At 62.6% G+C, this 21,025-nt stretch carries 20 protein-coding genes and 1 pseudogene; 7 read left to right on the forward strand and 14 right to left on the reverse strand.

Translation table 11 applies throughout. From position 1 onward, the window contains the following. Positions 1-489: a GNAT family N-acetyltransferase gene (locus tag EOB59_RS05155; RefSeq protein ID WP_128287821.1), complete on the forward strand. Its 489-nt coding sequence runs from the start codon at positions 1-3 to the stop codon at positions 487-489. 33 nt (positions 490-522) lie between these two features. On the opposite strand, the gene EOB59_RS05160 is transcribed toward EOB59_RS05155, so the two are convergent. Then, a complete protein-coding gene (locus tag EOB59_RS05160; protein ID WP_023811391.1) occupies positions 523-1,524 on the reverse strand; it encodes a D-glycerate dehydrogenase in 1,002 nt (333 codons plus the stop codon). 147 nt (positions 1,525-1,671) lie between these two features. Here EOB59_RS05160 and EOB59_RS05165 point away from each other — a divergent pair, with 147 nt between their 5' ends. Continuing rightward, positions 1,672-2,232, forward strand: coding sequence for an SH3 domain-containing protein (locus EOB59_RS05165; protein ID WP_128287822.1), 561 nt, complete (start codon positions 1,672-1,674; stop codon positions 2,230-2,232). A gap of 68 nt (positions 2,233-2,300) precedes the next feature. Here EOB59_RS05165 and EOB59_RS05170 read toward each other — a convergent pair. Together EOB59_RS05170 and irrA are read right to left on the reverse strand one after the other, a co-directional pair. Continuing rightward, a pseudogene (locus tag EOB59_RS05170) lies at positions 2,301-2,471 on the reverse strand (DUF4260 family protein); the annotation flags it as partial. A 13-nt stretch (positions 2,472-2,484) separates the two neighbouring features. Continuing rightward, a complete protein-coding gene (gene irrA / locus EOB59_RS05175; protein ID WP_024503471.1) occupies positions 2,485-2,916 on the reverse strand; it encodes an iron response transcriptional regulator IrrA in 432 nt (143 codons plus the stop codon). Between the two features lie 243 nt (positions 2,917-3,159). Between irrA and fabA the strand changes: the two genes are divergently transcribed. The 4 genes from fabA to EOB59_RS05195 all read left to right on the forward strand — a co-directional run bounded on the left by fabA (position 3,160) and on the right by EOB59_RS05195 (position 7,523). After that, positions 3,160-3,675, forward strand: coding sequence for a 3-hydroxyacyl-[acyl-carrier-protein] dehydratase FabA (gene fabA, locus EOB59_RS05180; RefSeq protein ID WP_013527885.1), 516 nt, complete (start codon positions 3,160-3,162; stop codon positions 3,673-3,675). 50 nt (positions 3,676-3,725) lie between these two features. After that, positions 3,726-4,946, forward strand: a complete 1,221-nt coding sequence (gene fabB, locus EOB59_RS05185; protein WP_127318969.1) for a beta-ketoacyl-ACP synthase I — start codon at positions 3,726-3,728, stop codon at positions 4,944-4,946. Between the two features lie 13 nt (positions 4,947-4,959). After that, on the forward strand, positions 4,960-5,772 hold the full coding sequence (gene fabI, locus EOB59_RS05190) for an enoyl-ACP reductase FabI (RefSeq protein WP_128287823.1): 813 nt from the start codon (positions 4,960-4,962) through the stop codon (positions 5,770-5,772). 206 nt (positions 5,773-5,978) lie between these two features. Then, the gene (locus tag EOB59_RS05195; RefSeq protein ID WP_127807962.1) at positions 5,979-7,523 is read left to right on the forward strand and encodes a bifunctional diguanylate cyclase/phosphodiesterase; all 1,545 of its coding nucleotides are present in this window, start codon (positions 5,979-5,981) and stop codon (positions 7,521-7,523) included. 15 nt (positions 7,524-7,538) lie between these two features. Here the strand turns inward: EOB59_RS05195 and EOB59_RS05200 are convergent, their stop codons facing one another. The 10 genes from EOB59_RS05200 to rimP all read right to left on the reverse strand — a co-directional run bounded on the left by EOB59_RS05200 (position 7,539) and on the right by rimP (position 19,802). Then, positions 7,539-8,558, reverse strand: coding sequence for a class I SAM-dependent methyltransferase (locus EOB59_RS05200; RefSeq protein ID WP_128287824.1), 1,020 nt, complete (start codon positions 8,556-8,558; stop codon positions 7,539-7,541). 106 nt (positions 8,559-8,664) lie between these two features. After that, positions 8,665-10,812, reverse strand: coding sequence for a polyribonucleotide nucleotidyltransferase (gene pnp, locus EOB59_RS05205; protein ID WP_127318977.1), 2,148 nt, complete (start codon positions 10,810-10,812; stop codon positions 8,665-8,667). Between the two features lie 278 nt (positions 10,813-11,090). Next, positions 11,091-11,402 (reverse strand): 30S ribosomal protein S15, encoded by a 312-nt coding sequence (gene rpsO / locus EOB59_RS05210; RefSeq protein ID WP_269470859.1) that lies wholly within the window; start codon positions 11,400-11,402, stop codon positions 11,091-11,093. A gap of 140 nt (positions 11,403-11,542) precedes the next feature. Next, positions 11,543-12,637 (reverse strand): magnesium/cobalt transporter CorA, encoded by a 1,095-nt coding sequence (corA, locus tag EOB59_RS05215; protein ID WP_127398251.1) that lies wholly within the window; start codon positions 12,635-12,637, stop codon positions 11,543-11,545. A 44-nt stretch (positions 12,638-12,681) separates the two neighbouring features. Beyond that, positions 12,682-13,692 (reverse strand): tRNA pseudouridine(55) synthase TruB, encoded by a 1,011-nt coding sequence (gene truB, locus EOB59_RS05220; RefSeq protein WP_128287825.1) that lies wholly within the window; start codon positions 13,690-13,692, stop codon positions 12,682-12,684. After that, positions 13,692-14,132 (reverse strand): 30S ribosome-binding factor RbfA, encoded by a 441-nt coding sequence (rbfA, locus tag EOB59_RS05225; RefSeq protein ID WP_127327714.1) that lies wholly within the window; start codon positions 14,130-14,132, stop codon positions 13,692-13,694. Before rbfA ends, truB begins: the two co-directional genes overlap by 1 nt. A 125-nt stretch (positions 14,133-14,257) precedes the next feature. Then, positions 14,258-16,828, reverse strand: coding sequence for a translation initiation factor IF-2 (infB, locus tag EOB59_RS05230; protein ID WP_127294040.1), 2,571 nt, complete (start codon positions 16,826-16,828; stop codon positions 14,258-14,260). Continuing rightward, positions 16,825-17,475: an RNA-binding protein gene (locus tag EOB59_RS05235; RefSeq protein ID WP_127270709.1), complete on the reverse strand. Its 651-nt coding sequence runs from the start codon at positions 17,473-17,475 to the stop codon at positions 16,825-16,827. The genes infB and EOB59_RS05235 overlap by 4 nt, the downstream gene beginning before the upstream one ends. Positions 17,476-17,513: 38 nt before the next feature. After that, entirely contained in the window at positions 17,514-19,109 is a 1,596-nt protein-coding gene (gene nusA, locus EOB59_RS05240; RefSeq protein ID WP_013527896.1) for a transcription termination factor NusA, read from the reverse strand. A gap of 48 nt (positions 19,110-19,157) precedes the next feature. Beyond that, positions 19,158-19,802 (reverse strand): ribosome maturation factor RimP, encoded by a 645-nt coding sequence (gene rimP, locus EOB59_RS05245; protein ID WP_127270712.1) that lies wholly within the window; start codon positions 19,800-19,802, stop codon positions 19,158-19,160. 299 nt (positions 19,803-20,101) lie between these two features. Between rimP and EOB59_RS05250 the strand changes: the two genes are divergently transcribed. Then, entirely contained in the window at positions 20,102-20,251 is a 150-nt protein-coding gene (locus tag EOB59_RS05250; RefSeq protein WP_128287826.1) for a hypothetical protein, read from the forward strand. Between the two features lie 65 nt (positions 20,252-20,316). On the opposite strand, the gene EOB59_RS05255 is transcribed toward EOB59_RS05250, so the two are convergent. Continuing rightward, positions 20,317-21,018, reverse strand: a complete 702-nt coding sequence (locus EOB59_RS05255; protein ID WP_127399232.1) for a tRNA (guanosine(46)-N(7))-methyltransferase TrmB — start codon at positions 21,016-21,018, stop codon at positions 20,317-20,319. Positions 21,019-21,025: the final 7 nt, after the last annotated feature.

A 21,025-nucleotide genomic window follows, 5' to 3' on the forward strand; every position in this document is an offset into this window, starting at 1 on the left:
TTGGACCGGAACGAAGCTGTCTCCATCACGCGAATCCCGGTCGATTTCGAACGGTGGGACGATGTGCTCGCACTGATCATGTGTGCCTTCGCCTCGATGGACGGCATCATCGACCCGCCCTCCTCGGCCCACCTTTTGACCGCCGACAGCCTGCGGGACAAGGCGCGGCAGGAGACCGGCCTCGTGGCGGTGCAGGGCGACAGGATCGTCGGCTGCGTCTTTGCCCTTGAGAGGGCAGCGGACCTTTATGTCGGCAAGTTCGCGGTCGCGCCGGACCGCCAGGGACAAGGCATCGGCCGGCGGCTGATGCAGGCGGTCGAAGACCTTGCCCGTAGCCGCGGCAAGGCCGCCGTCGCGCTTCAGACGCGGATCGAGCTGACCGGGAATCATGAGGCCTTTGCTCGCCTCGGCTTTCGCGAAACTGAACGGACGGCGCATGAGGGCTATGCCAGGCCGACCTCGATCACCATGCGCAAAGCTATCTCGTAAGGTTTATCTTACGGTTTGTGGGCCGCGACAGCGTCAGGTCCTGAGCGGCAGCACCCGATCCGGCGGGCGGTGGCCGTCGACGAAGGCGCGGATATTGATGATGACCTTCTCGCCCATATCGATGCGGCCCTCGAGCGTCGCCGAGCCCATATGCGGCAAAAGCACGACCTTGTTCTTGGCGGCGAGCTTCAGCAGCTTGCTGTTCAAAGCCGGCTCATGTTCGTAGACGTCGAGGCCAGCCCCGGCGATCTTGCCGTCCTGAATCAGCTTGACCAGCGCTTCCTCGTCGATGATGTCGCCACGTGCGGTGTTGACGACATAGGCGGTCGGCTGCAGCAGCGCCAGCCGCCGCGCCGAAAGCAGATGGAAGGTTGCCGGCGTCGAGGGACAGTTGACCGAGATGATATCCATGCGGGCCAGCATCTGGTCGAGGCTTTCCCAATACGTCGCCTCCAGCCCGTCCTCCACGGCCGGCAGCACGCGGTGGCGGTTGTGGTAGTGGATCGACAGGCCGAAGGCCTTGGCTCGTCTGGCGACGGCGGTGCCGATTCGCCCCATGCCGACAATGCCGAGCCGCTTGCCCCAGATGCGCCGGCCCAGCATCCAGGTCGGCGACCAGCCAGCCCATTTCTTGTCACCGGTGAGCACATTGGCACCTTCCGCCAGCCGCCGCGGCACCGCCAGCATCAGCGCCATGGTCATGTCGGCGGTGTCTTCGGTCAGGACATTCGGCGTATTGGTGACGGTGATGCCCCTCTTGGCCGCGGCCGCGACATCGATCTTGTCGACGCCATTGCCAAAATTGGCGATCAGCTTGAGGTTGTCGCCTGCCTGGGCGATCAGCGCCGCGTCGATCTGATCGGTTACCGTCGGCACCAGCACGTCGGCTTCCTTGACCGCGGCAACCAGCTCCGGCTGCGTCATCGGCCTGTCCTCGACATTAAGCCTGGCGTCGAACAGCTCGCGCATACGGGTCTCGACCGGGTCGGGCAGCTTTCGCGTGATGACCACGAGAGGCTTCTTTTTGCCTGCCATTGTTTCCCTCGTTGAGACCTCTTTAACCAAGACCGGCGAAACTGAAAGCCGGTCGCGGTGCCGATTACTCCATGTAACAAGCGGTGCCGCCGAAGACAAAGAAAAAGGGGCGCCGAGGCCGATGGGCAAGCGCCGAAAGGAATGAAAGTGTCTGGTTTCGCGTCGCTTCGCCTGACCCTCAGCGCAGCATTTCTCGGCGCTCTGCTTTATTCTCCGCTTGCCGTGGCGCAGAGTGCCGCTGCACCTGCCCAGGGCGTCGTCACGCTTGGTCCGAGTGGCCTGCCGCTGCCGCGCTTCGTCAGCCTGAAATCCGGCCGTGTCAACTCGCGCGTCGGTCCCGGGGCCAACTACTCGGTCGACTGGATGTATATGAAGGCCGGCCTGCCGATGGAGATCATCCAGGAATTCGACACATGGCGCCGCGTGCGCGATGCCGATGGTTCGGAAGGCTGGATCAACCAGTCGCTGCTTTCCGGCCGGCGCACCGCAATCGTTGCCCCGTGGCAGCGCGGCAAGGGTACCCAGATCAACCTTCTCAACAGCCCCAACAAGGACGCAAGGGTGGTCGCGATGGTCGAGCCGGGCGTCATGGGCACGATCAAATCCTGCGACGGCCAGTGGTGCGAAATGACATTCGATGGCCACACAGGCTGGCTTGCCCAGTCGATCGTCTGGGGCGCCTATCCCGGCGAACGGGTCAAGGACTGATTCTTGACCCAGAATCTTAACCCCGATCCTTCACGGCCCGGTTTGGGTGTGTTGAAATTCAGGTCAGCCTAGCGCCCGATACGGCCGAGATGGGTGTCCTGAAAGCCGGTTGGCAGCTTCAGGCCATAGGCCAGCGCACGGTCGATGGCGATGTGCGCGATCCAGATCAGCGCAACCGCCATCGCGGCCGCATTGCCCCACATGTGCTCGCCGAGCAGCAACAGCACGGGCACGGTAAGGGGGCCTCGCCGGTCATTCGCGGCGTTTGGGGCGCAGCCTCACCACGATATCGACATTGGCGATCTCCATCCCTTCCGGCGGCTCCGGCAGGTTGGCGACCGTCACCGGACCACTGTCGATGTCGAATATGCGGTTTTCGCCTTCGATGTAGAAATGGTGGTGGTCGGAGGTGTTGGTGTCGAAATAGGTTTTCGCGCCCTCCACGGCGAGGATGCGCAAAAGTCCCGCCTGGGTAAACTGGTGAAGGGCATTGTAGACGGTGGCCAGCGACACCGGCACGCCGGCGGCAACCGCCTCCTCGTGCAGTTCCTCGGCCGACAGATGCCGGTCGCCCTTGGCGAAAAGCAGATCGGCCAGCGCAATGCGCTGACGCGTCGGCCTCAGGCCGGCTTCACGGACCCGCTTGTCCACAGCGACATTTTCCTTCCGGCCGTCCAGGTCCATCTTCTCGTCGAACCCCACAGTTCCGCCCCAAGACACGCCCAGAATGGCAAAAAAATGAACGTCTGCCGAAACCGGACCTCTCAGGACATATATTCTGTCGTCCGAATGCGATCAATAGCGCGCATTGACCCAGGCAGACGAGCAGGCTAAGCGCAAACGCCGGTTTCCGGCCTGAAACAGATTGTGTTAGGAAACCAACGACAAGGGCACCCGATAGCCCGGAACGATATGGGGATGAGATTGATGGCGGGTAAATCCAGCTACGAGTACGACGAATTGCTGGCCTGCGCCCGCGGCGAACTGTTCGGACCGGGCAACGCCCAGCTTCCCTATCCGCCGATGCTGATGTTCGACCGCATCACCGAGATCAGCGAGACGGGCGGCGCCTTCGAGAAGGGTTTCATCCGCGCGGAGTTCGACATCAAGCCGGACCTGTGGTTCTTTGCCTGCCATTTCATCGGCAATCCGATCATGCCGGGGTGCCTCGGCCTCGACGCCATGTGGCAATTGACGGGCTTCTATCTTGGCTGGCTGGGCGAACCCGGCAAGGGGATGGCGCTGTCGACCGGTGAAGTGAAATTCAAGGGCATGGTCACGCCCTCGGTGAAGAAGGTCGAATATGGCATCGACTTCAAGCGCGTGATGCGGGGCCGGCTGGTGCTCGGCATCGCCGATGGCTGGCTGAAGGCGGATGGCGAACCCATATACGCGGCAACGGATTTGAAAGTCGGTCTGTCCAAGCAGTCGGCGGTTGGCTGACCGGCATCCCTGGCCAGCTCTCTGGCCAGCACCCCTGGAAGGAGTTGCGAATGAGACGTGTCGTAGTCACAGGCATCGGCATTGTGTCGTCGATCGGCAACAATGCCAACGAGGTGCAGACCTCTCTGCATGACGCCAGATCCGGCATCAGCTTCTCCGATTCCTTCGCCGAACACGGCTTCCGCTGCCAGGTCTGGGGAGCGCCGACGCTCGATCCATCGGCCATGATCGACCGCCGTGCGATGCGCTTCCTGAGCCAGGGGGCTGCCTGGAACCATGTCGCCATGGATCAGGCGATCGCGGATGCGGGCCTCGGCGAGAGCGACATCACCAATGAGCGCACCGGCATCGTCATGGGATCGGGCGGGCCATCCACCCGCACCATCGTCGAAGCTGCCGAAACGACGCTGAAGAACGGCAGTCCCAAGCGCATCGGTCCGTTCGCGGTGCCGAAGGCAATGTCGTCGACTGCATCGGCGACGCTTGCCACCTGGTTCAAGATCCACGGCGTCAACTACTCGATCTCGTCGGCCTGTTCGACCTCGGCGCATTGCATCGGCAATGGCTATGAATTGATCCAGTGGGGCAAGCAGGACATCATCTTTGCCGGCGGCCACGAGGATCTCGACTGGACGATGTCGGACCTGTTCGACGCCATGGGCGCGATGTCGTCGAAATTCAACGACAAGGCATCGACCGCTTCCCGCGCCTATGACGCCAATCGGGACGGCTTCGTCATCGCCGGGGGCGCCGGGGTGCTGGTGCTGGAAGAGCTTGAGCATGCCAAAGCGCGCGGCGCGAAAATCTATGCCGAGATCGTTGGCTATGGCGCGACGTCGGATGGTCACGACATGGTTGCCCCTTCAGGCGAGGGCGCGGTCCGTTGCATGCGCCAGGCGCTGGCCACGGTTTCCACACCGGTCGACTACATCAACACCCATGGTACCTCGACGCCGGTGGGAGATTCCAAGGAAATGGGCGCGATCCGCGAGGTGTTCGGCTCAGAGATGCCGTATATCACCTCGACGAAGTCGCTGACCGGCCATTCGCTGGGCGCGGCTGGCGTGCAGGAATCCATCTATTCGATCCTGATGATGCAGGGCGGCTTCATCGGCGAAAGCGCCCATATCGAGACCCTCGACCCCGAATTCGAGGGCATGCCGATCGTGCGAAAGCGCATCGACGACGCCCGGATCGACACTGTCTTGTCCAATTCGTTCGGCTTCGGCGGCACCAACGCCACGCTCGTTTTCCAGCGCTATTCCGCATAAGGATTTGCCGGCCATGGACGGATTGATGAAGGGCAAGCGCGGGCTTGTCATGGGTGTCGCCAACGATCATTCGATCGCCTGGGGCATCGCCCGGAAATTATCCGAACATGGGGCGGAACTCGCCTTCACCTATCAGGGTGATGCCTTCGGACGCCGGGTCAGGCCGCTGGCCGACAAGCTCGGCGCCTCGCTGGTCGTGCCGTGCGACGTCGAGGACAGCGATTCTGTCGCGGCCACGTTCGAGACTCTGGGCAAGGAATGGGGCGGGCTGGATTTCGTCGTCCACGCCATTGGCTTTTCCGACAAGAACGAGCTGAAAGGCCTCTACGCCGACACCAGCCGGGACAATTTCGTCCGCACCATGGTGATCTCCTGCTACTCCTTCACCGAGGTCGCCCGCCATGCGGCCACCTTGATGAAGGACGGCGGATCGATGATCACGCTGACCTATGCGGGGTCGGTCCGCGTCATGCCGAACTACAATGTCATGGGCGTCGCCAAGGCAGGGCTTGAGGCGAGTGTCCGGTATCTTGCGAACGACTACGGTCCGCGCGCCATCAGGGTGAACGGCATATCGGCTGGACCGGTGCGCACGCTTGCCGGCGCCGGCATTTCCGATGCGCGCCACATGTTTTCCTACCAGCAGCGAAACTCGCCGCTGCGCCGCACGGCGACCATCGACGAGGTCGGCGGCTCGGCGCTTTATCTGTTGTCGGATCTGTCTTCCGGGGTTACCGGCGAAATCCACTATGTCGATTCCGGCTATCATATCGTTTCCATGCCGACGCTCGACGAATTGAAGCAGACCGACGGCGGACGAGACTAACGCCTTCCGGCCAAAGGTGCGCGACGGTTTTGAAATGGCGGACATTTGAAGACACGAAGCTTAAAGCGCGCCAACTGAATCGTTTCAGCGCCAGGCGCATTGATCCGCTCAAGAAATACTTTCGGTCCAATAAAATTGGATTCATTCGCGGAAACTCATTTTAAGGAGATATCCGCTAGAAAGCCCCGTACTCAGGGGAACTTTCAATGCTCGCCGTCAGCAACCCGAAGCGAACACCGGTGTTCCGACTGCTCACCATAGCGAGTTCGGGTCTCGGCAGTTTCGTCCTCGGGCTCTGGGGCCTGAAGCTCGGTCTCGGCGATGGTTTTGCCGGCATCTCCGCGGACTTGATGGTCCCGGTGATGGCCGCTCTTTGCGCACTGGCGGCGTCGGTCGCCGCGATGTCCTTCTTCGCCGGCGTCGATGAATCGGCGGATTTCGTCTTCACGGAAACCCATTTCGACAAGCTGACCGGCCTGGTGGCACGCCCGGCGATGGTCGGCAAGATTGCCGAGGCGGCATGCGCGACCAGCCGGACCGGCGAGCCGATGTTCCTCATCGATATCGACATCGACCGCTTCAAGCAGATCAATGACGCCATCGGCTACAGCCAGGGCGACGAGTTGATCCGCGCCTTCACCAAGCGCTTGAAGACGTGCGTGCCACCGCGCGCGCTGATCGGACGCATCGGCGCCGGTGAATTCGCGATCCTGCTGCCCGACAATCAAGTCTCAGGGTCCTTGGAAAGCACCATAGAGAGACTCATCGACGAGATGATGGAGCCCTATGATCTCGGTACGCACCTGCAATCGGTCAGCCTGTCGGTCGGCATCGTGGCGATGCCAAAGGACGGCGTCGATCCGGTCCTCATCCTGCGCCGCTCCAATCTGGCGCTGCAGAACGCGCGCGCCAGCGGCGTCGGCAACTGGTCGGTCTTCCATGCCGAAATGGGCAGGGTCGCCGACCATCGCCAATGGATCGAATCCGAACTGCACATAGCCTTCGAGCGTGGTGACTTCGACCTTCATTACCAGCCGCAGCTCGATCTCCCGACCGGCCGCATCGTCGGGTATGAAGCGCTTATCCGCTGGCGGCATCCGGAACGCGGCATGATCCCGCCGATGGAGTTCATTCCGATCGCCGAGGAAACCGGCATGATCGGCCCGATCGGCGAATGGGTGCTGCGCAAAGCCTGCAGCGACGCCCGGCATCTGCCCGACGATTGCTTCGTCGCCGTCAACATCTCGCCCGTGCAGTTCATGACCAAGGACTTCGTCGGCATCGTGCGCGACGCCATGACGAGCACCGGCATCAAGCCGTCGCGGCTGGAGCTGGAAGTGACCGAGACGGCGATGATGCAGGACCGCGACCGCGCCGCCGCCATCCTGAAGGAGCTTGCGGATATGGGCATCTCGGTCGCCGTCGACGATTTCGGTACCGGCTATTCCAATTTGAGCTACCTGATCGATTTCTCGTTCGGCAAGCTGAAGATCGACCGGTCCTTCGTCAGCCGCCTCGACACCGATTCCAGCTCGGGTGCGGTCGTCTCGACCATCGTCGGGCTGTCGCGCGCGCTCGGCGTCAGCATCATTGCCGAAGGTGTCGAGACCGAAAGCCAGGCGACGCTGCTCAGGGCGGCCGGCTGCGAGGTGGTGCAAGGCTATCTTTACGGCAGGCCGGCCCCCCTCAAGATCAGGGTCGGCGACGTGCATGTCACCGATGAGGTCCGACGCGTCGCCAATCTGCATTGAACGCGGTGCATTGTATCAACGACGAGCGACAAGCACCTTGAACATGCCATCGCGGGCGAGTTCGGCATGGCTCGAAAAGGCGGCCGCCAGGATCGGCTCATAGGGAAGCTGGCGGTTGGCGACCATGAACAGCCGCCCACCCGGCTTCAAGGCCTTGGCCGCCGCGCGGATCATGCCGGCGCCGATCTCCGGCTCGGCCGCCCGACTACGGTGAAAGGGCGGGTTCATGGCAATCGCGTCGTAGCGCTTCTCGACAGGTTCCTTCAGCAGATCGATCCAGAAGAAGTTTCTGGCGATCGACTGGGTGACCCCTGCCAGATTGAGCTTCGCGGCTTCGAGCGAGGCGAAATCGGCCTCATAGAGGTCGAGCGCCGAAATGCCCGGTGAGCGGACGGCGATCTCGGCAGCCAGATACCCCCAGCCGGCGCAGAAATCGGCAATGTTGCCACGCAGATCATTGGGCAGGTTCTCGACCAGCAATTTGGAGCCGGTATCGATCCGGGCGAAGGAAAACATGCCGGGCCCGGTGGGGAACCGGTTTTCAACCAGCAGAGCGGGATTGGCGGCGCGCAGTTCTTCCGCGGCGGCGAGGTCCGCGGGACGGCGTAACCAGAAGGCGATGCCGTGATATTTTGGCAGATGGCCCTCCAGCGGCACAAGTTCGCCGACGCGCTTGCGCAGGCTGGCAATGCCATCATCCTTGCCGCCGCCAACGACGACCAAGCCGCCCGGCGCCACACGCTCAAGCGCCTGCGCGAGGCGCACTTCGTTCAGACCCCGATGTCGCCCGGCCAGCACAAGTGCCATATCGAAGCCATCGCCTTCCACTTGCGCGGTGACGACGCAGCCAGACGCCTGCAGCGCGCTAAAATGCGGCCGAAAGCCCTGCACGAGGTGAAGCGTCGCCTCGAAGCCTTCAGGCAGGCGAAAACCCGGCTCAGCGCCGAGAAACAGCACGCGCTCGCCCTTTCCCGGCAAAGCAACAGCCTCGGCCTCGAAGGGATGGAAAAGCGTCTTCAACGGCTCGGCGGACATTGTTCGATCTCGACTTGTCTGGGCGATTTGAGAGTGAAAACCGGGGCTGAAATGAAAACGGGCGCGACATAAGCCGCGCCCGCTTCAATTCATGAACTCAAGACGTTCAGGCGGCGTTTTCTTCGCCTTCGGTCTTCTTGTCGCGGGCGAGTTCCTTGCCGGTGGCCTGGTCGACGACCTTCATCGACAGGCGGACCTTGCCGCGCTCGTCGAAGCCCATCAGCTTGACCCAGACCTTGTCGCCTTCCTTGACCACGTCCGAGGTCTTGGCGACCCGGTCGTTGGCAAGCTGCGAGATGTGGACGAGGCCGTCACGCGGACCGAAGAAGTTGACGAAAGCGCCGAAGTCGGCGGTCTTGACGACCGTGCCTTCGTAGATCTCGCCGACTTCCGGCTCAGCGACGATGGTGTGGATCCACTTCTTCGCCGCCTCGATCTCCTTGGCGTTGGACGAAGCGATCTTGACCGTGCCGTCGTCCTCGATGTTGATCTTGGCGCCGGTCTTTTCGACGATCTCGCGGATCACCTTGCCGCCCGAGCCGATCACGTCACGGATCTTGTCGGTCGGGATGTGCATCACTTCGATGCGCGGTGCGAACTCACCCAGTTCCGAACGCGCGCCGGTCAGAGCATGCGCCATTTCGCCGAGGATGTGCTGGCGGCCATCCTTGGCCTGGTCCAGCGCGATCTTCATGATCTCCTCGGTGATGCCTTCGATCTTGATATCCATCTGCAGCGAGGTGATGCCGTTCGCGGTGCCGGCGACCTTGAAGTCCATGTCGCCGAGGTGATCCTCATCACCAAGGATGTCGGACAGAACGGCGAAACGCTCGCCTTCCTTGATCAGGCCCATGGCGATACCGGCGACCGGCTTTGCCAGCGGCACGCCGGCATCCATCAGCGCCAGCGAGGTGCCGCAGACGGTGGCCATCGACGACGAACCGTTGGACTCGGTGATCTCCGAGACGACGCGCAGAGTGTAGGGGAACTGGTCGGCACTCGGCAGCATCGGGCGAATGGCGCGCCAGGCGAGCTTGCCATGGCCGATTTCGCGGCGGCCCGGCGAACCCATGCGGCCGGTCTCTCCGACGGAGTAGGGAGGGAAGTTGTAGTGAAGAAGGAACTTCTCCTTGTACATGCCGGTCAGCGAATCGACATACTGCTCGTCCTCGCCGGTGCCGAGCGTGGCAACGACCAGCGCCTGGGTCTCGCCGCGGGTGAACAGCGCCGAACCGTGGGTGCGTGGCAGGACGCCGACTTCAGAGACGATCTTGCGGACTGTCTTCAGGTCACGGCCATCGATGCGCGAACCGGTGTCGAGGATGTTCCAGCGCACGACCTTGGCCTGGAGTTCCTTGAATACCGAACCGATCTGCTCGGAGGTGTACTTGGCATCTTCGCCTTCGGCCGGGGCAAACGCTGCCTTGACCTTCGCCTTGACGGCATCGACGGCGGCGTAACGCTTCTGCTTGTCGACGTTCTTGTAGGCATTGCTGAGTTCGTCACCGACGATCTTCAGCATCTCGGCTTCAAGGGCGGAATAATCCGGCGCGGTGAAGTCGCGCGGCTCCTTGGCGGCGACTTCGGCCAGCTTGATGATGGCGTCGATGACCGGCTGGAAGCCCTTGTGGCCGAACATGACGGCGCCGAGCATCAGCTCTTCGCCCAATTCCTTGGCCTCGGACTCAACCATCAGCACGGCGTCGGTGGTGCCGGCGACGATCAGGTCGAGCTTCGATTCCTGCATCTCGTCGACATGCGGGTTGAGCACGTATTCGCCGTTGATATAGCCGACGCGGGCGCCGCCGATCGGGCCCATGAAGGGCACGCCCGAGAGCGTCAGGGCAGCCGAGGTGGCCACGATCGACAGGATGTCGGGATCGTTCTCGAGGTCATGCTGGACGACGGTGACGACGATCTGCGTGTCGTTCTTGTAGCCGGAGGCGAAGAGCGGGCGGATCGGGCGGTCGATGAGGCGGGAAACCAGCGTTTCCTTCTCGCTCGGACGGCCTTCACGCTTGAAATAGCCACCCGGGATCTTGCCGGCGGCGTAGGTCTTTTCCTGGTAGTTGACGGTCAGCGGGAAGAAATCGAGGCCGGGCTTCGGCTCCTTCATCGAAACAACGGTGGCGAGAACCTTGGTCTCGCCGTAGGTGGCGAGCACCGCGCCGTCAGCCTGGCGTGCGATCTTGCCGGTTTCGAGGATGAGCGGACGGCCGCCCCATTCGATTTCCACTTTGTGGTGATTGAACATGTCTTGTCCTTAATATGAGGAAAGGGCCGCGCCGTTTCACGGTGCGCGGATGCCCTTTCCCTGGCTTCCTTTCTCGGGCAGCCACGGGCAAGACAACGGGAAGCTCGGGTAATTTCGGCGCGGCGAGCGCGCGCGAGCGTCCTGCAATCCTGCCCCATGACCGTCCATGGGCGGTTTCGAGTGCCCTCTGCACGATCGAAACCGGGTCTGGCCAGTCGATGCGACTGGCAGAATGCGCGACCGGCGGGCTCTCCTTCGAAAGCCCGCCGGTCAATTCGTCAACGGCGCAGACCGAGCTTCTCGATCAACGTCTGGTAGCGCGCGTCGTCCTTGCGCTTGAGATAATCAAGCAGGCTGCGGCGCTGAGAGACGAGAGCAAGCAGACCACGGCGGGAATGGTTATCCTTCTTGTGGTCCTTGAAATGGTCGGTCAGGTTCTTGATGCGCTCGGAAAGGATGGCCACCTGGACTTCCGGAGACCCGGTATCGCCCTTGGCGGTTGCGAATTCACCCATCAATTCCTGTTTGCGCTCGGCAGTAATCGACATCGTGTTTTTCCTTATCTGTTTGAGGAAACGGGTCGCCCTCAGCCGGGATGTCGTCCAGCAGGGGCCGGTGCAAGCAAAGCGTCACAGCGCTATGCTGCGGCGCATATAGTGCAATTCCCCGGAAAACACCAGCCCAATTCACCAGCCGGCTTTTCAGGCCCAAAATGGCAGGTTTATCCTTGTCAAAGCCATTTCTTCCATTTGAAGAAGGCGATCAGCCCGAACGCGACAAGCGCCATGAACAGCAGCGACAAGGGATAGCCATAATAGGCCTTCAGTTCCGGCATGTTCCAGGGCGAAGACTCCGGGTCGAAATTCATGCCCCAGATGCCGACCAGGAAGGTGAGCGGCATGAAGATGACCGATACGATGGTGAGATAGCTGATGACGTCGTTGGTGCGCGCCTGGCTCAGCGACAGGTGCATCTCGATCAGGCCGGTCAGCATGTCGCGCTGGGTTTCGACCAGTTCGATCAGCCGCAGCGCATGGTCGAGCGTGTCGTTGAGGAAGATCTTGGTCTCGGCCTTCACGTAGGGCACGTCGTTGCGGATCAGCGTCGCCAGCGCATCGCGCATCGGCCAAAGCACGCCTTTCAGCACGTTGGCGTCGCGCCGCAATTCATGCAGTTGCCGCATCTGATGCTTGTGCGGCGAATGCAGCATCTCGTCCTCGATGCTGTCGACCGTGTCGCCGGCGGCCTCGATCGGCGGAAAGTAGCTGTCGACGATGGCGTCGATCAGCGCATAGGCGAGGTAATCGGCACCGCGGGCGCGCAGCCGGTTGGGCGCCGAACTTTCGATGCGCTTGCGCACCGGATCGAACGGATCGCCTTCCCGCTCCTGGAAGGTGACGACGAAGTTGCTGCCGAAGAAGACGGCGATCTGCTCATAGCGATGCGAGGTGACGTCGTCGATCATCCTGACGACGACGAAGGCATGGTCCTCGAAGAAGTCGACCTTCGGCCGCTGGCCGGTGTTGACGACGTCCTCCAGCGCCAGCGGATGCAGGCTGAAAATGCGGCCGATCTCCTCGATCAGCGGGATGTTGGCGAGGCCGGTGCAGTCGAGCCAGAGGACCGGCCATTTGTCGCAATGGGTGTTGAGGTCGTCGATGCTGGCATTTTCGATGGTCTTGAATTTTTCGGGCGAGATCAGCGTCAGCCTGAGTTCGCTGCGACGCGCCGAGGGGTCGGCGATCAGCGTGCCCGGCGACGCACCGACTGGCGGCCGCCGCGTCTTCACCGGCGCACGCGTCTTCACGGTCTCAGTCTTTGCCATATGCCCCTCGTGCGAGTCCTCGCCTTGACATTAGACGACAGGAGTCACCCGGCAAAGACCCGCTTGGGCTTGAACATGCCTTGCTCGATGGCACCGATGGCGACCAGCTTGCCGCGCGCCGTGGCGCAGGCTTCCTCGGCTTCCACCGGTGCATCGCGGCCGCGGATGATGACTGGGTTGCCAAGGCGGATCTTGGTCGCCGCATCGTCGCTGATGGCGATCTGCGGCAGGCAATCGAGGGCAGCCGATGTGTCGACCAGGAGCGCATCGATGGCATCGAAGTCGATTGGCACTTCCACCTTGTCGGCAGCCTCTGCCGTGTCGACGGCTACCGTAGCGTCGGCGATATCAGTCGCGTCCGCGTTTCCCTCCACCACGCCGAAACGGGCAGCTTCCAACTCGGCGATGGTAACGAAGTCCTCCGAGGTGAACGGTTCGACCTCGACCCGGCGCAATTCGCTGATATGGCCGAAACAGCCCATGTCGCGGCCCATGTCGCGGGCCAGCGAGCGCACATAGGTGCCCTTGCCGCATTCGACCTCGAAAACAGTGTGGTCGGCGCCATGCTCGACAACGTCCAGACGGCCGATCTCGATCTCTCGCGCGGGTATGTCGACCGTCGCACCGTCGCGGGCCAGATCATAGGCGCGCTCGCCGGCGATCTTGATGGCCGAGAATTGCGGCGGCGTCTGCATGATGACGCCGGTGTATTTCGGCAGCAGGGCGAGCACCTCGGCTTCCGACGGACGCAGATCGGACTCCTTCGTCACCGGACCTTCGAGGTCATCGGTGGAGCGCTCCTGCCCCCATGCGACGGTGAAGCGATAGATCTTGGCGCCGTCCTGCACGTAGGGAACGGTCTTGGTGGCCTCGCCAAGCGCGATCGGCAGCATGCCGGACGCCAGCGGGTCGAGCGTGCCGGCATGGCCGGCCTTTTCGGCCTGGAACAGCCATTTGATCTTGGAGACGGCTTCGGTCGAGCCCATGCCGACCGGCTTGTCCAGGATCAGCCAGCCCGAGATCGGCCGGCCCTTCTTCTTGCCGCGGCGCGCCACTATTCGGTGTCCTTGTTGTCGTCTTTGTCCTGGTCCGCGTTTTGCTGGTCCTCAGGACTCAGATCGCGCGCCACTTCCGGCGATTTCAAGAGGTCGTTGATCCTGGCGAAATTGTCGAAGGAGGTGTCGAGCTTGAAGCGAAACTCCGGCATGAATTTCATCTGCCGCAGCGCGCCGGAAACACGGCCACGGATGAATTTCGCATGCTTGTTCAGCGCCTCGACCACCGCATCGGTATCCTTGGCGCCGAGTGGCGAAACGAAAGCGGTAGCGACCTTCAAATCGGGCGACATGCGCACTTCCGAGACCGACACCACGGTGTTCTCGATCAGCGGATCGATGATCTCGCCGCGCTGCAGGGTTTCGGACAGCGCATGGCGCACCTGTTCGGCGACGCGCAGCATGCGCTGGGATGGGCTGGATGTGGTTGGACGGGGCATTTTTCTCTATCCTGAAGCGTGAGGCGCGGGATGGGACCGTGCCGCATGTCTCATATGGGTCGTTCTCAATAGACCTCGGGCGGCGGCCTTTCGGCCACCGCCCGGTATGGACAAGTCACTCGAACTCAGAGTGTCCGGGTCACCATCTCGACGCGGAAGCACTCGATGACGTCGCCGACGCGCATGTCTTCGTAGTTCTGGAAGGCCATGCCGCACTCCTGGCCGCCGGGGACTTCCGAAACTTCGTCCTTGAAGCGCTTCAGGGTCTTCAGCGTCCCTTCGTGGATGACGACGTTGTCACGGATCAGGCGCACACCCGCGCCACGCTCGACCTTGCCTTCGGTGACACGGCAGCCGGCGATCTTGCCGACCTTGGTGATGTCGAAGATCTCGAGGATCTGCGCGTTGCCGATGAAGGTCTCGCGACGCTCCGGCGACAGCAGGCCCGACAGAGCCGCCTTCACGTCATCCACGAGGTTGTAGATGATCGAGTAGTAGCGGATCTCGATGCCGGCCGCCGCTGCAGCGGCACGCGCCTGGACGTTGGCGCGGACGTTGAAGCCGATGATCGCGGCACCCGAAGTCTCCGCCAGCGACACGTCGCTTTCGGTGATGGCGCCGGCGCCGGCATGGACGATGCGCGCACGCACTTCGTCGGTGCCGAGCTTGTCGAGCGCGGCGTTGATCGCCTCGATCGAGCCCTGCACGTCGCCCTTGATGACCAGCGGAAATTCCTTCAGCCCGCTTGTCTGCAATTGCGACATCATCTGCTCGAGCGAACCGCGCTGGCCGGCATGCTTGGCAACCGCCTTCTCGCGCGCCAGGCGCTGGCGGTATTCGGTGATCTCGCGGGCACGGGCCTCGTTGTTGACCACGGCGAAGCGGTCGCCGGCCTGCGGTGTGCCCTGCAAGCCAAGCACTTCCACCGGCATCGCCGGCGGCGCTTCCTTGATCTGCACGCCACGATCGTTGACCAGCGCACGCACCCGGCCCCATTCGTTGCCGGCAACGAGGATGTCGCCCGGCATCAGCGTGCCGGTCTGCACCAGCACGGTGGCGACGGGGCCACGGCCCTTGTCGAGCTGGGCTTCAATGACAACGCCTTCGGCGGTACGATCCGGATTGGCCTTCAGGTCGAGAATTTCGGCCTGCAGCAGGATCGCCTCGAGCAGCTTGTCGAGATTGGTGCCCTTGGTCGCCGACACTTCGACGTCCAGAACTTCACCGCCCATGGATTCGACGAAAACCTCGTGGCGCAGCAGTTCGGAGCGCACTTTCTGCGGATCGGCATCATGCTTGTCGATCTTGTTGATCGCCACGATGATCGGAACGCCGGCCGCCTTGGCATGGCTGATCGATTCGATCGTCTGCGGCATGACGCTGTCGTCGGCGGCAACCACCAGGATGGCAATGTCGGTCGCCTGGGCGCCACGAGCACGCATCGCCGTGAAGGCGGCGTGGCCGGGCGTGTCGATGAAGGTGATCTTGTGACCGTTCTTCTCGACCTGGTAGGCGCCGATATGCTGGGTGATGCCGCCGGCTTCGCCGGAGACGACATTGGCGTTGCGGATCGCGTCGAGCAGCGAGGTCTTGCCATGATCGACGTGACCCATGATCGTCACGACCGGCGGACGCGAAACCAGGTCCTCGGCATTGTCGGCGATGTTGAACAGGCCTTCCTCGATGTCGGACTCGGCGACGCGGCGGACCGTGTGGCCGAATTCGGTAGCAACCAGCTCGGCCGTGTCGGCATCGATGACGTCGCCCGGCTTCAGGATCTGGCCCTGCTTCATGAAGAACTTGACCAGGTCGACCGCGCGCTCGGACATGCGTTGCGCCAGTTCCTGGATCGTAATGGTCTCTGGCAGGATCACTTCGCGCATGACTTTCTCGCGCGGCTCATTGTGCATCGCGCGCTTGAATTTTTCCTGGCGGCGACGCATCGACGACAGCGAACGGGCTCGCGCGTCTTCGTCGGACAATGCTGAATTCAGCGTCAGCTTGCCGCGGCGGCGGTCTTCCTCGGCCTTGGTCGGCTTGGCCGGACGCGCCACTTCGGGCGTGACCGGACGGCGCACCGGTGCGCCGGCACCAACACGCTTCGGCTTGGCCACTTCCTCGTCATCGACCGTTGCCAGTTCGGCAGCCAATGGCGCGCGTCGACGGGCCTCTTCCTCAGCCCGACGGCGGGATTCGGCCTCGGTCTGCAACCGCGCCTCTTCCTCGGCCTGGCGGCGTGCGGATTCATCGCGTTCGCGCTTGCGGCGCTCTTCGTCCTCTGCGCGACGCTTGGCATCCTCGGCGGCGCGCTGGCGGTCCTCGACCTCGCGAACCTTCGAGCCCTCGAGCGCCCTGCGGCGCGCTTCCATTTCACTGCGCGACAGTTCGTTCAGCACCATGCCGCTGCGTTCGACCGGGGCCGGCGGCGGTGGTGGCGCCTTCGGTGCTTCCGGCACGACGACGGGTGCGGCCACGACCGCCGGCTTCGGTGTGAAGACGGGGGCGGCAACAGGCTCCGGCTTGTCGCCGGGCATCGAGAACTTGCGCTTCTTGGTTTCGACGACGACCTGCTTGGTGCGGCCGTGCGAGAAGTTCTGGCGCACAGTGCCCTGTTCCATACCGGGGCGCTTCAGCGTCAAGGTCTTCTTCGGCGTCACACTCAGCGTATTGTCGTCACCCGATTTCGTATCGCTCATTCCATATCCTCTGCGGCATCATCTTCGTCAGCAACAGCCGCAAGCATTGCCAGATCGTCCGGGGAACCGCCCCGATACCGGTCGAGCGCAACCATGCGCTTCTGGACCGCCCTGCCCGCGTCTCCCGCGAGAACGGCAGCATGTATCACATTTGTACCCCCCAATGCCAAGCTCAACTCGACCTCGGAGAAAAGTTTGTAGGCAAGGATGGCGGGCCCGCCGAGATGGACTGTCGCCCGTCGCGCCTGGCTGATCTTGCGCACGCCGTCATCGGACGCCTCGGTCGCGTGGAGCACGAAAAGCGCCAATCCGCCGCGAACAGCACTTTCGACCTTGGTAGCACCAAGCGAAATTGCGCCTGCCTTACGGGCAAGACCAAGCATGCCCAGAGCGTGCCTGGAAAGCAGCCCGTCGATCATGCCGCCAAGATCGGGCGGCACGACCACCTGTGCCTTGAAGGCGCGGGCAAAGAGGTTCTTCGCCGCAGCCTTGTCGATATGTAGGCGGTCGGCGCTCACCCAGCAACCGCGGCCGGGCAGATTTCTCTTGATGTCGGGAACGACGGCCGAATCCGGGCCGACGACGAACCGGATCAGATCATCCGGTTCGGCTTGTTTGCGCGTAACGATGCAGGTGCGATCGTTCATCTCGTCCAGGGGCGGGTTCGGTGCGATGCGGTTTCACCTCACGCACCAACGGCTTCGTCAGCCGAGACTTCTTCGGCTGCAAGCTCGTCTTCGGTGATCCAGCCGGCCTTGAGGCGGGCGGCCAGAACCATCTGTTCAGCGTCCGCGCGGGTCACGCCATGATTGGCCAGCACGCCCGGATAGACCTTTGTCTCGCCGTCCTTGCGTTCCTTCCAGCCGGTCAGGTCGTCGGCGGCATAGCCGGCGAAATCCTCGATCGTCTTCACGCCGTCCTCGCCAAGCGTCACCATCATGGCGGTGGTGACGCCGGGGATTTCGCGCAACTCGTCCGAAACACCGAGCGCCTTGCGCTTGTCATCGTGCTCGGCCTCGATCTTCTCCAGATATTCGCGGGCGCGGGTCTGGATTTCCGAAGCGGTGTCCTCGTCGAAACCGTCGATCGAGGCGATCTCGCCGGAATCGACATACGCGACTTCCTCGACGCTGGTGAAGCCTTCGGAGGCCAGCACCTGGCCGACCATCTCGTCGACGTCGAGGGCTTCCATGAACAGCGACGAACGCTCGACGAATTCCTTCTGGCGACGCTCGGATTCTTCGGCCTCGGTGAGGATGTCGATATCCCAACCGGTCAGCTGCGAAGCCAGACGCACGTTCTGGCCGCGGCGGCCGATGGCCAGCGACAGCTGGTCGTCGGGAACCACGACTTCGATGCGCTCGGCATCCTCGTCGAGCACGACCTTGGCGACTTCCGCCGGCTGCAGCGCGTTGACGATGAAGGACGCCGCAGAAGGCGACCACGGAATGATGTCGATCTTCTCGCCCTGCAATTCGCCGACGACGGCCTGGACGCGGCTGCCGCGCATGCCGACGCAGGCGCCGACCGGATCGATCGAGCTGTCGCGCGAGATAACGGCGATTTTGGCGCGCGAACCCGGGTCGCGGGCGACCGATTTGATCTCGATGATGCCGTCATAGATTTCCGGCACTTCCATGGTGAACAGCTTGGCCATGAACTGCGGATGGGTACGCGACAGGAAGATCTGCGGGCCGCGCTGCTCGCGGCGCACATCGTAGACATAGGCGCGGACGCGGTCGCCATATTTGTAGTTTTCACGCGGGATCAGCTCATCGCGGCGGATGATCGCCTCGCCACGGCCGAGATCGACGATGACATTGCCATATTCGACGCGCTTGACGGTACCGTTGACGATCTCGCCGATGCGGTCCTTGTACTCGTCATACTGGCGGTCGCGTTCGGCCTCGCGGACCTTCTGCACGATGACCTGCTTGGCCGACTGGGCGGCGATGCGGCCGAAATCCATGGGCGGCAGCTGTTCGGCGATGAAGTCGCCGAGCTGGGCGTCGGGATTGCGCTCGCGAGCCGAGGAAATGGCGATCTGCGTGGCGTAGTCATCGACCTTCTCGACCACTTCCATCAGCCGCTGCAGCTTCATCTCACCGGTGTTCGGGTTGATGTCGGCGCGGATGTTGGTCTCCTGACCGTAACGCGAGCGCGCCGCCTTCTGGATCGCATCGGCCATGGCGGCGATGACGATCGACTTGTCGATCGACTTTTCACGCGCGACCGCGTCGGCGATCTGCAGCAATTCAAGTCTGTTGGCGCTTACAACCATCGTTTTTCTCCGGAGCCTGTTTGCCGGACCTTTGCGCCCGGCAGCTCATCATAGTTCCTGTTCGTGGTCTTCCGTGGCGTCCGCTTCCGCACCCGACTCGTCGTCGTCCGGTTCGCCGCGGCGTTTCTTGGCTTCCTTGCGCGCCCTGTTGTCCTTCGACAGGGCATCGCGGATGAGATCGTCTGTCAGGATCAAGCGCACATCGGCAATCGCATCATAGGGGACGCGCACCGTCGGCTCCTCGCCATAGGCTGCCTTGTCGCGCTCAATCAGCACATCGTCTTCGCCGGCTTCGGCGATCTTGCCCTTGAAGCGCTTGCGGTCGGCGACGACCATCGATGTTTCCATCTTCACCAGATGACCCGTCCAGGTCGTGAAATCCGATTTGCGGACCAGTGGCCGGTCGATGCCGGGCGACGAGACTTCGAGGTGATAGGCCTTTTCGATCGGATCATCGACGTCGAGCGCCGGCGACACCGCGCGGCTGACCTCTTCGCAATCCTCGACGGTCATGGTGCCGTCCTCGCGTTCGGCCATGATCTGCAGCGTCAGCCCGTTCTGGCCCGACAGATGCACCCGCACGAGGCGGAAGCCGATGCCGCGCAGAACCGGCTGGACGATCAGTGCGATGCGCGCATCGATGCCGCTTTCGCGGATGATGCGATCGTCGCCCTCGCTTGCCGTTGCAGTCATTGAAATCCTGTCGTTCTCTACGAAGTTATCGGCAGGTAATAAAAAAGAGCGGGACCGGGTGGACCCACTCTTCGTCATACCGACCAAGAATTTGAGGCTGATATAAACGATCGCGGCCTGTGTTTCAAGCCCGCTGTGCTGGTCGGGCAGCGCCGCCATCGAGGCGGCCCGCGCCAGCGTTGCATGGGACGCATGGCGCCTATGCGGCGATACCCATGGGATTGGCGCCGAAACGCACCTACCTATGTTGCGCTGCACAAATGTGACCGCGCGTCACACGTGCGCGAAAGGACATGATCATGAGCAATCGCAAGATATTTTCTGCAATAGGCGGCAGCGCCGTGGCCGCTTCGCGGGCCGTGGAAGCCGGTCGCAGGCCGCGCGCCGACGACCTGCGCAATCTCGGCGTCGAGCCTGCCGCCTTCGATCGCATCGGCCGCCGCTTCTAGCTTTGACGCAATTCCGGACGGAAAACCGTTTCACACTTTCCAGGAATTTCTCTAAGACCGCGAGCTTATTTCCGAATGAAGGTAAGATAGGCCGGCCGCCGGCCCTCACGAATGGCCTTGGCCTCGTAACGGGTGCCCGGCCAACCTTCATAGGAAAGGTGCCAGTCCGCCGCCTCGCAAGCCTGCCATGCGAACGCGCCATGCGCGCGGCAATGCAGCAGGGTCCAATTGACATAGGTGTCGATGTCGGACGCGAAGCGGAATTTTGAACCAGGCTTCAGCACACGCGCGAACCGCTCGAGATTGACCGGGCTGACGAAGCGCCGCTTCCAGTGTTTCTTCTTCGGCCAGGGGTCGGGATAGAGCAGATCGATGCCGTCGAGCGAGGCTTGCGGCAGCCAGTCGAGCAGCCTTGTGGCGTCGTCGTCATAGACCCGCAGATTGGCGAGTGGTTTCTCGCGCACCGCCATCATCATCTTGGCCATGCCGTTGACGAAGGGCTCGACGCCGATAAAGCCGATCGAAGGCGCCTCGATCGCACGATGCAGGAGATGCTCGCCACCGCCGAAGCCAATCTCAAGGCGAACCGCGCGGACATCCGTCTCAAACAGAGCGTGCAGATCAGCCGGCGGTTCAGCCGTCAGATCGAGCCGATATGTGCCAAAGCCGCTTTCCAGTGCGGCCGCCTGCTGCGGACGCATGGTTTTGCCGCGCCGGCGACCGAAAAAGGCTTCGGTCGCGCGGCTTGGTCTGTCCTTCGGATCCATGGTGGGA

Origin of the sequence: Mesorhizobium sp. M7A.F.Ca.MR.176.00.0.0 (assembly GCF_004023165.1) — a bacterium.
Classification (GTDB): domain Bacteria; phylum Pseudomonadota; class Alphaproteobacteria; order Rhizobiales; family Rhizobiaceae; genus Mesorhizobium.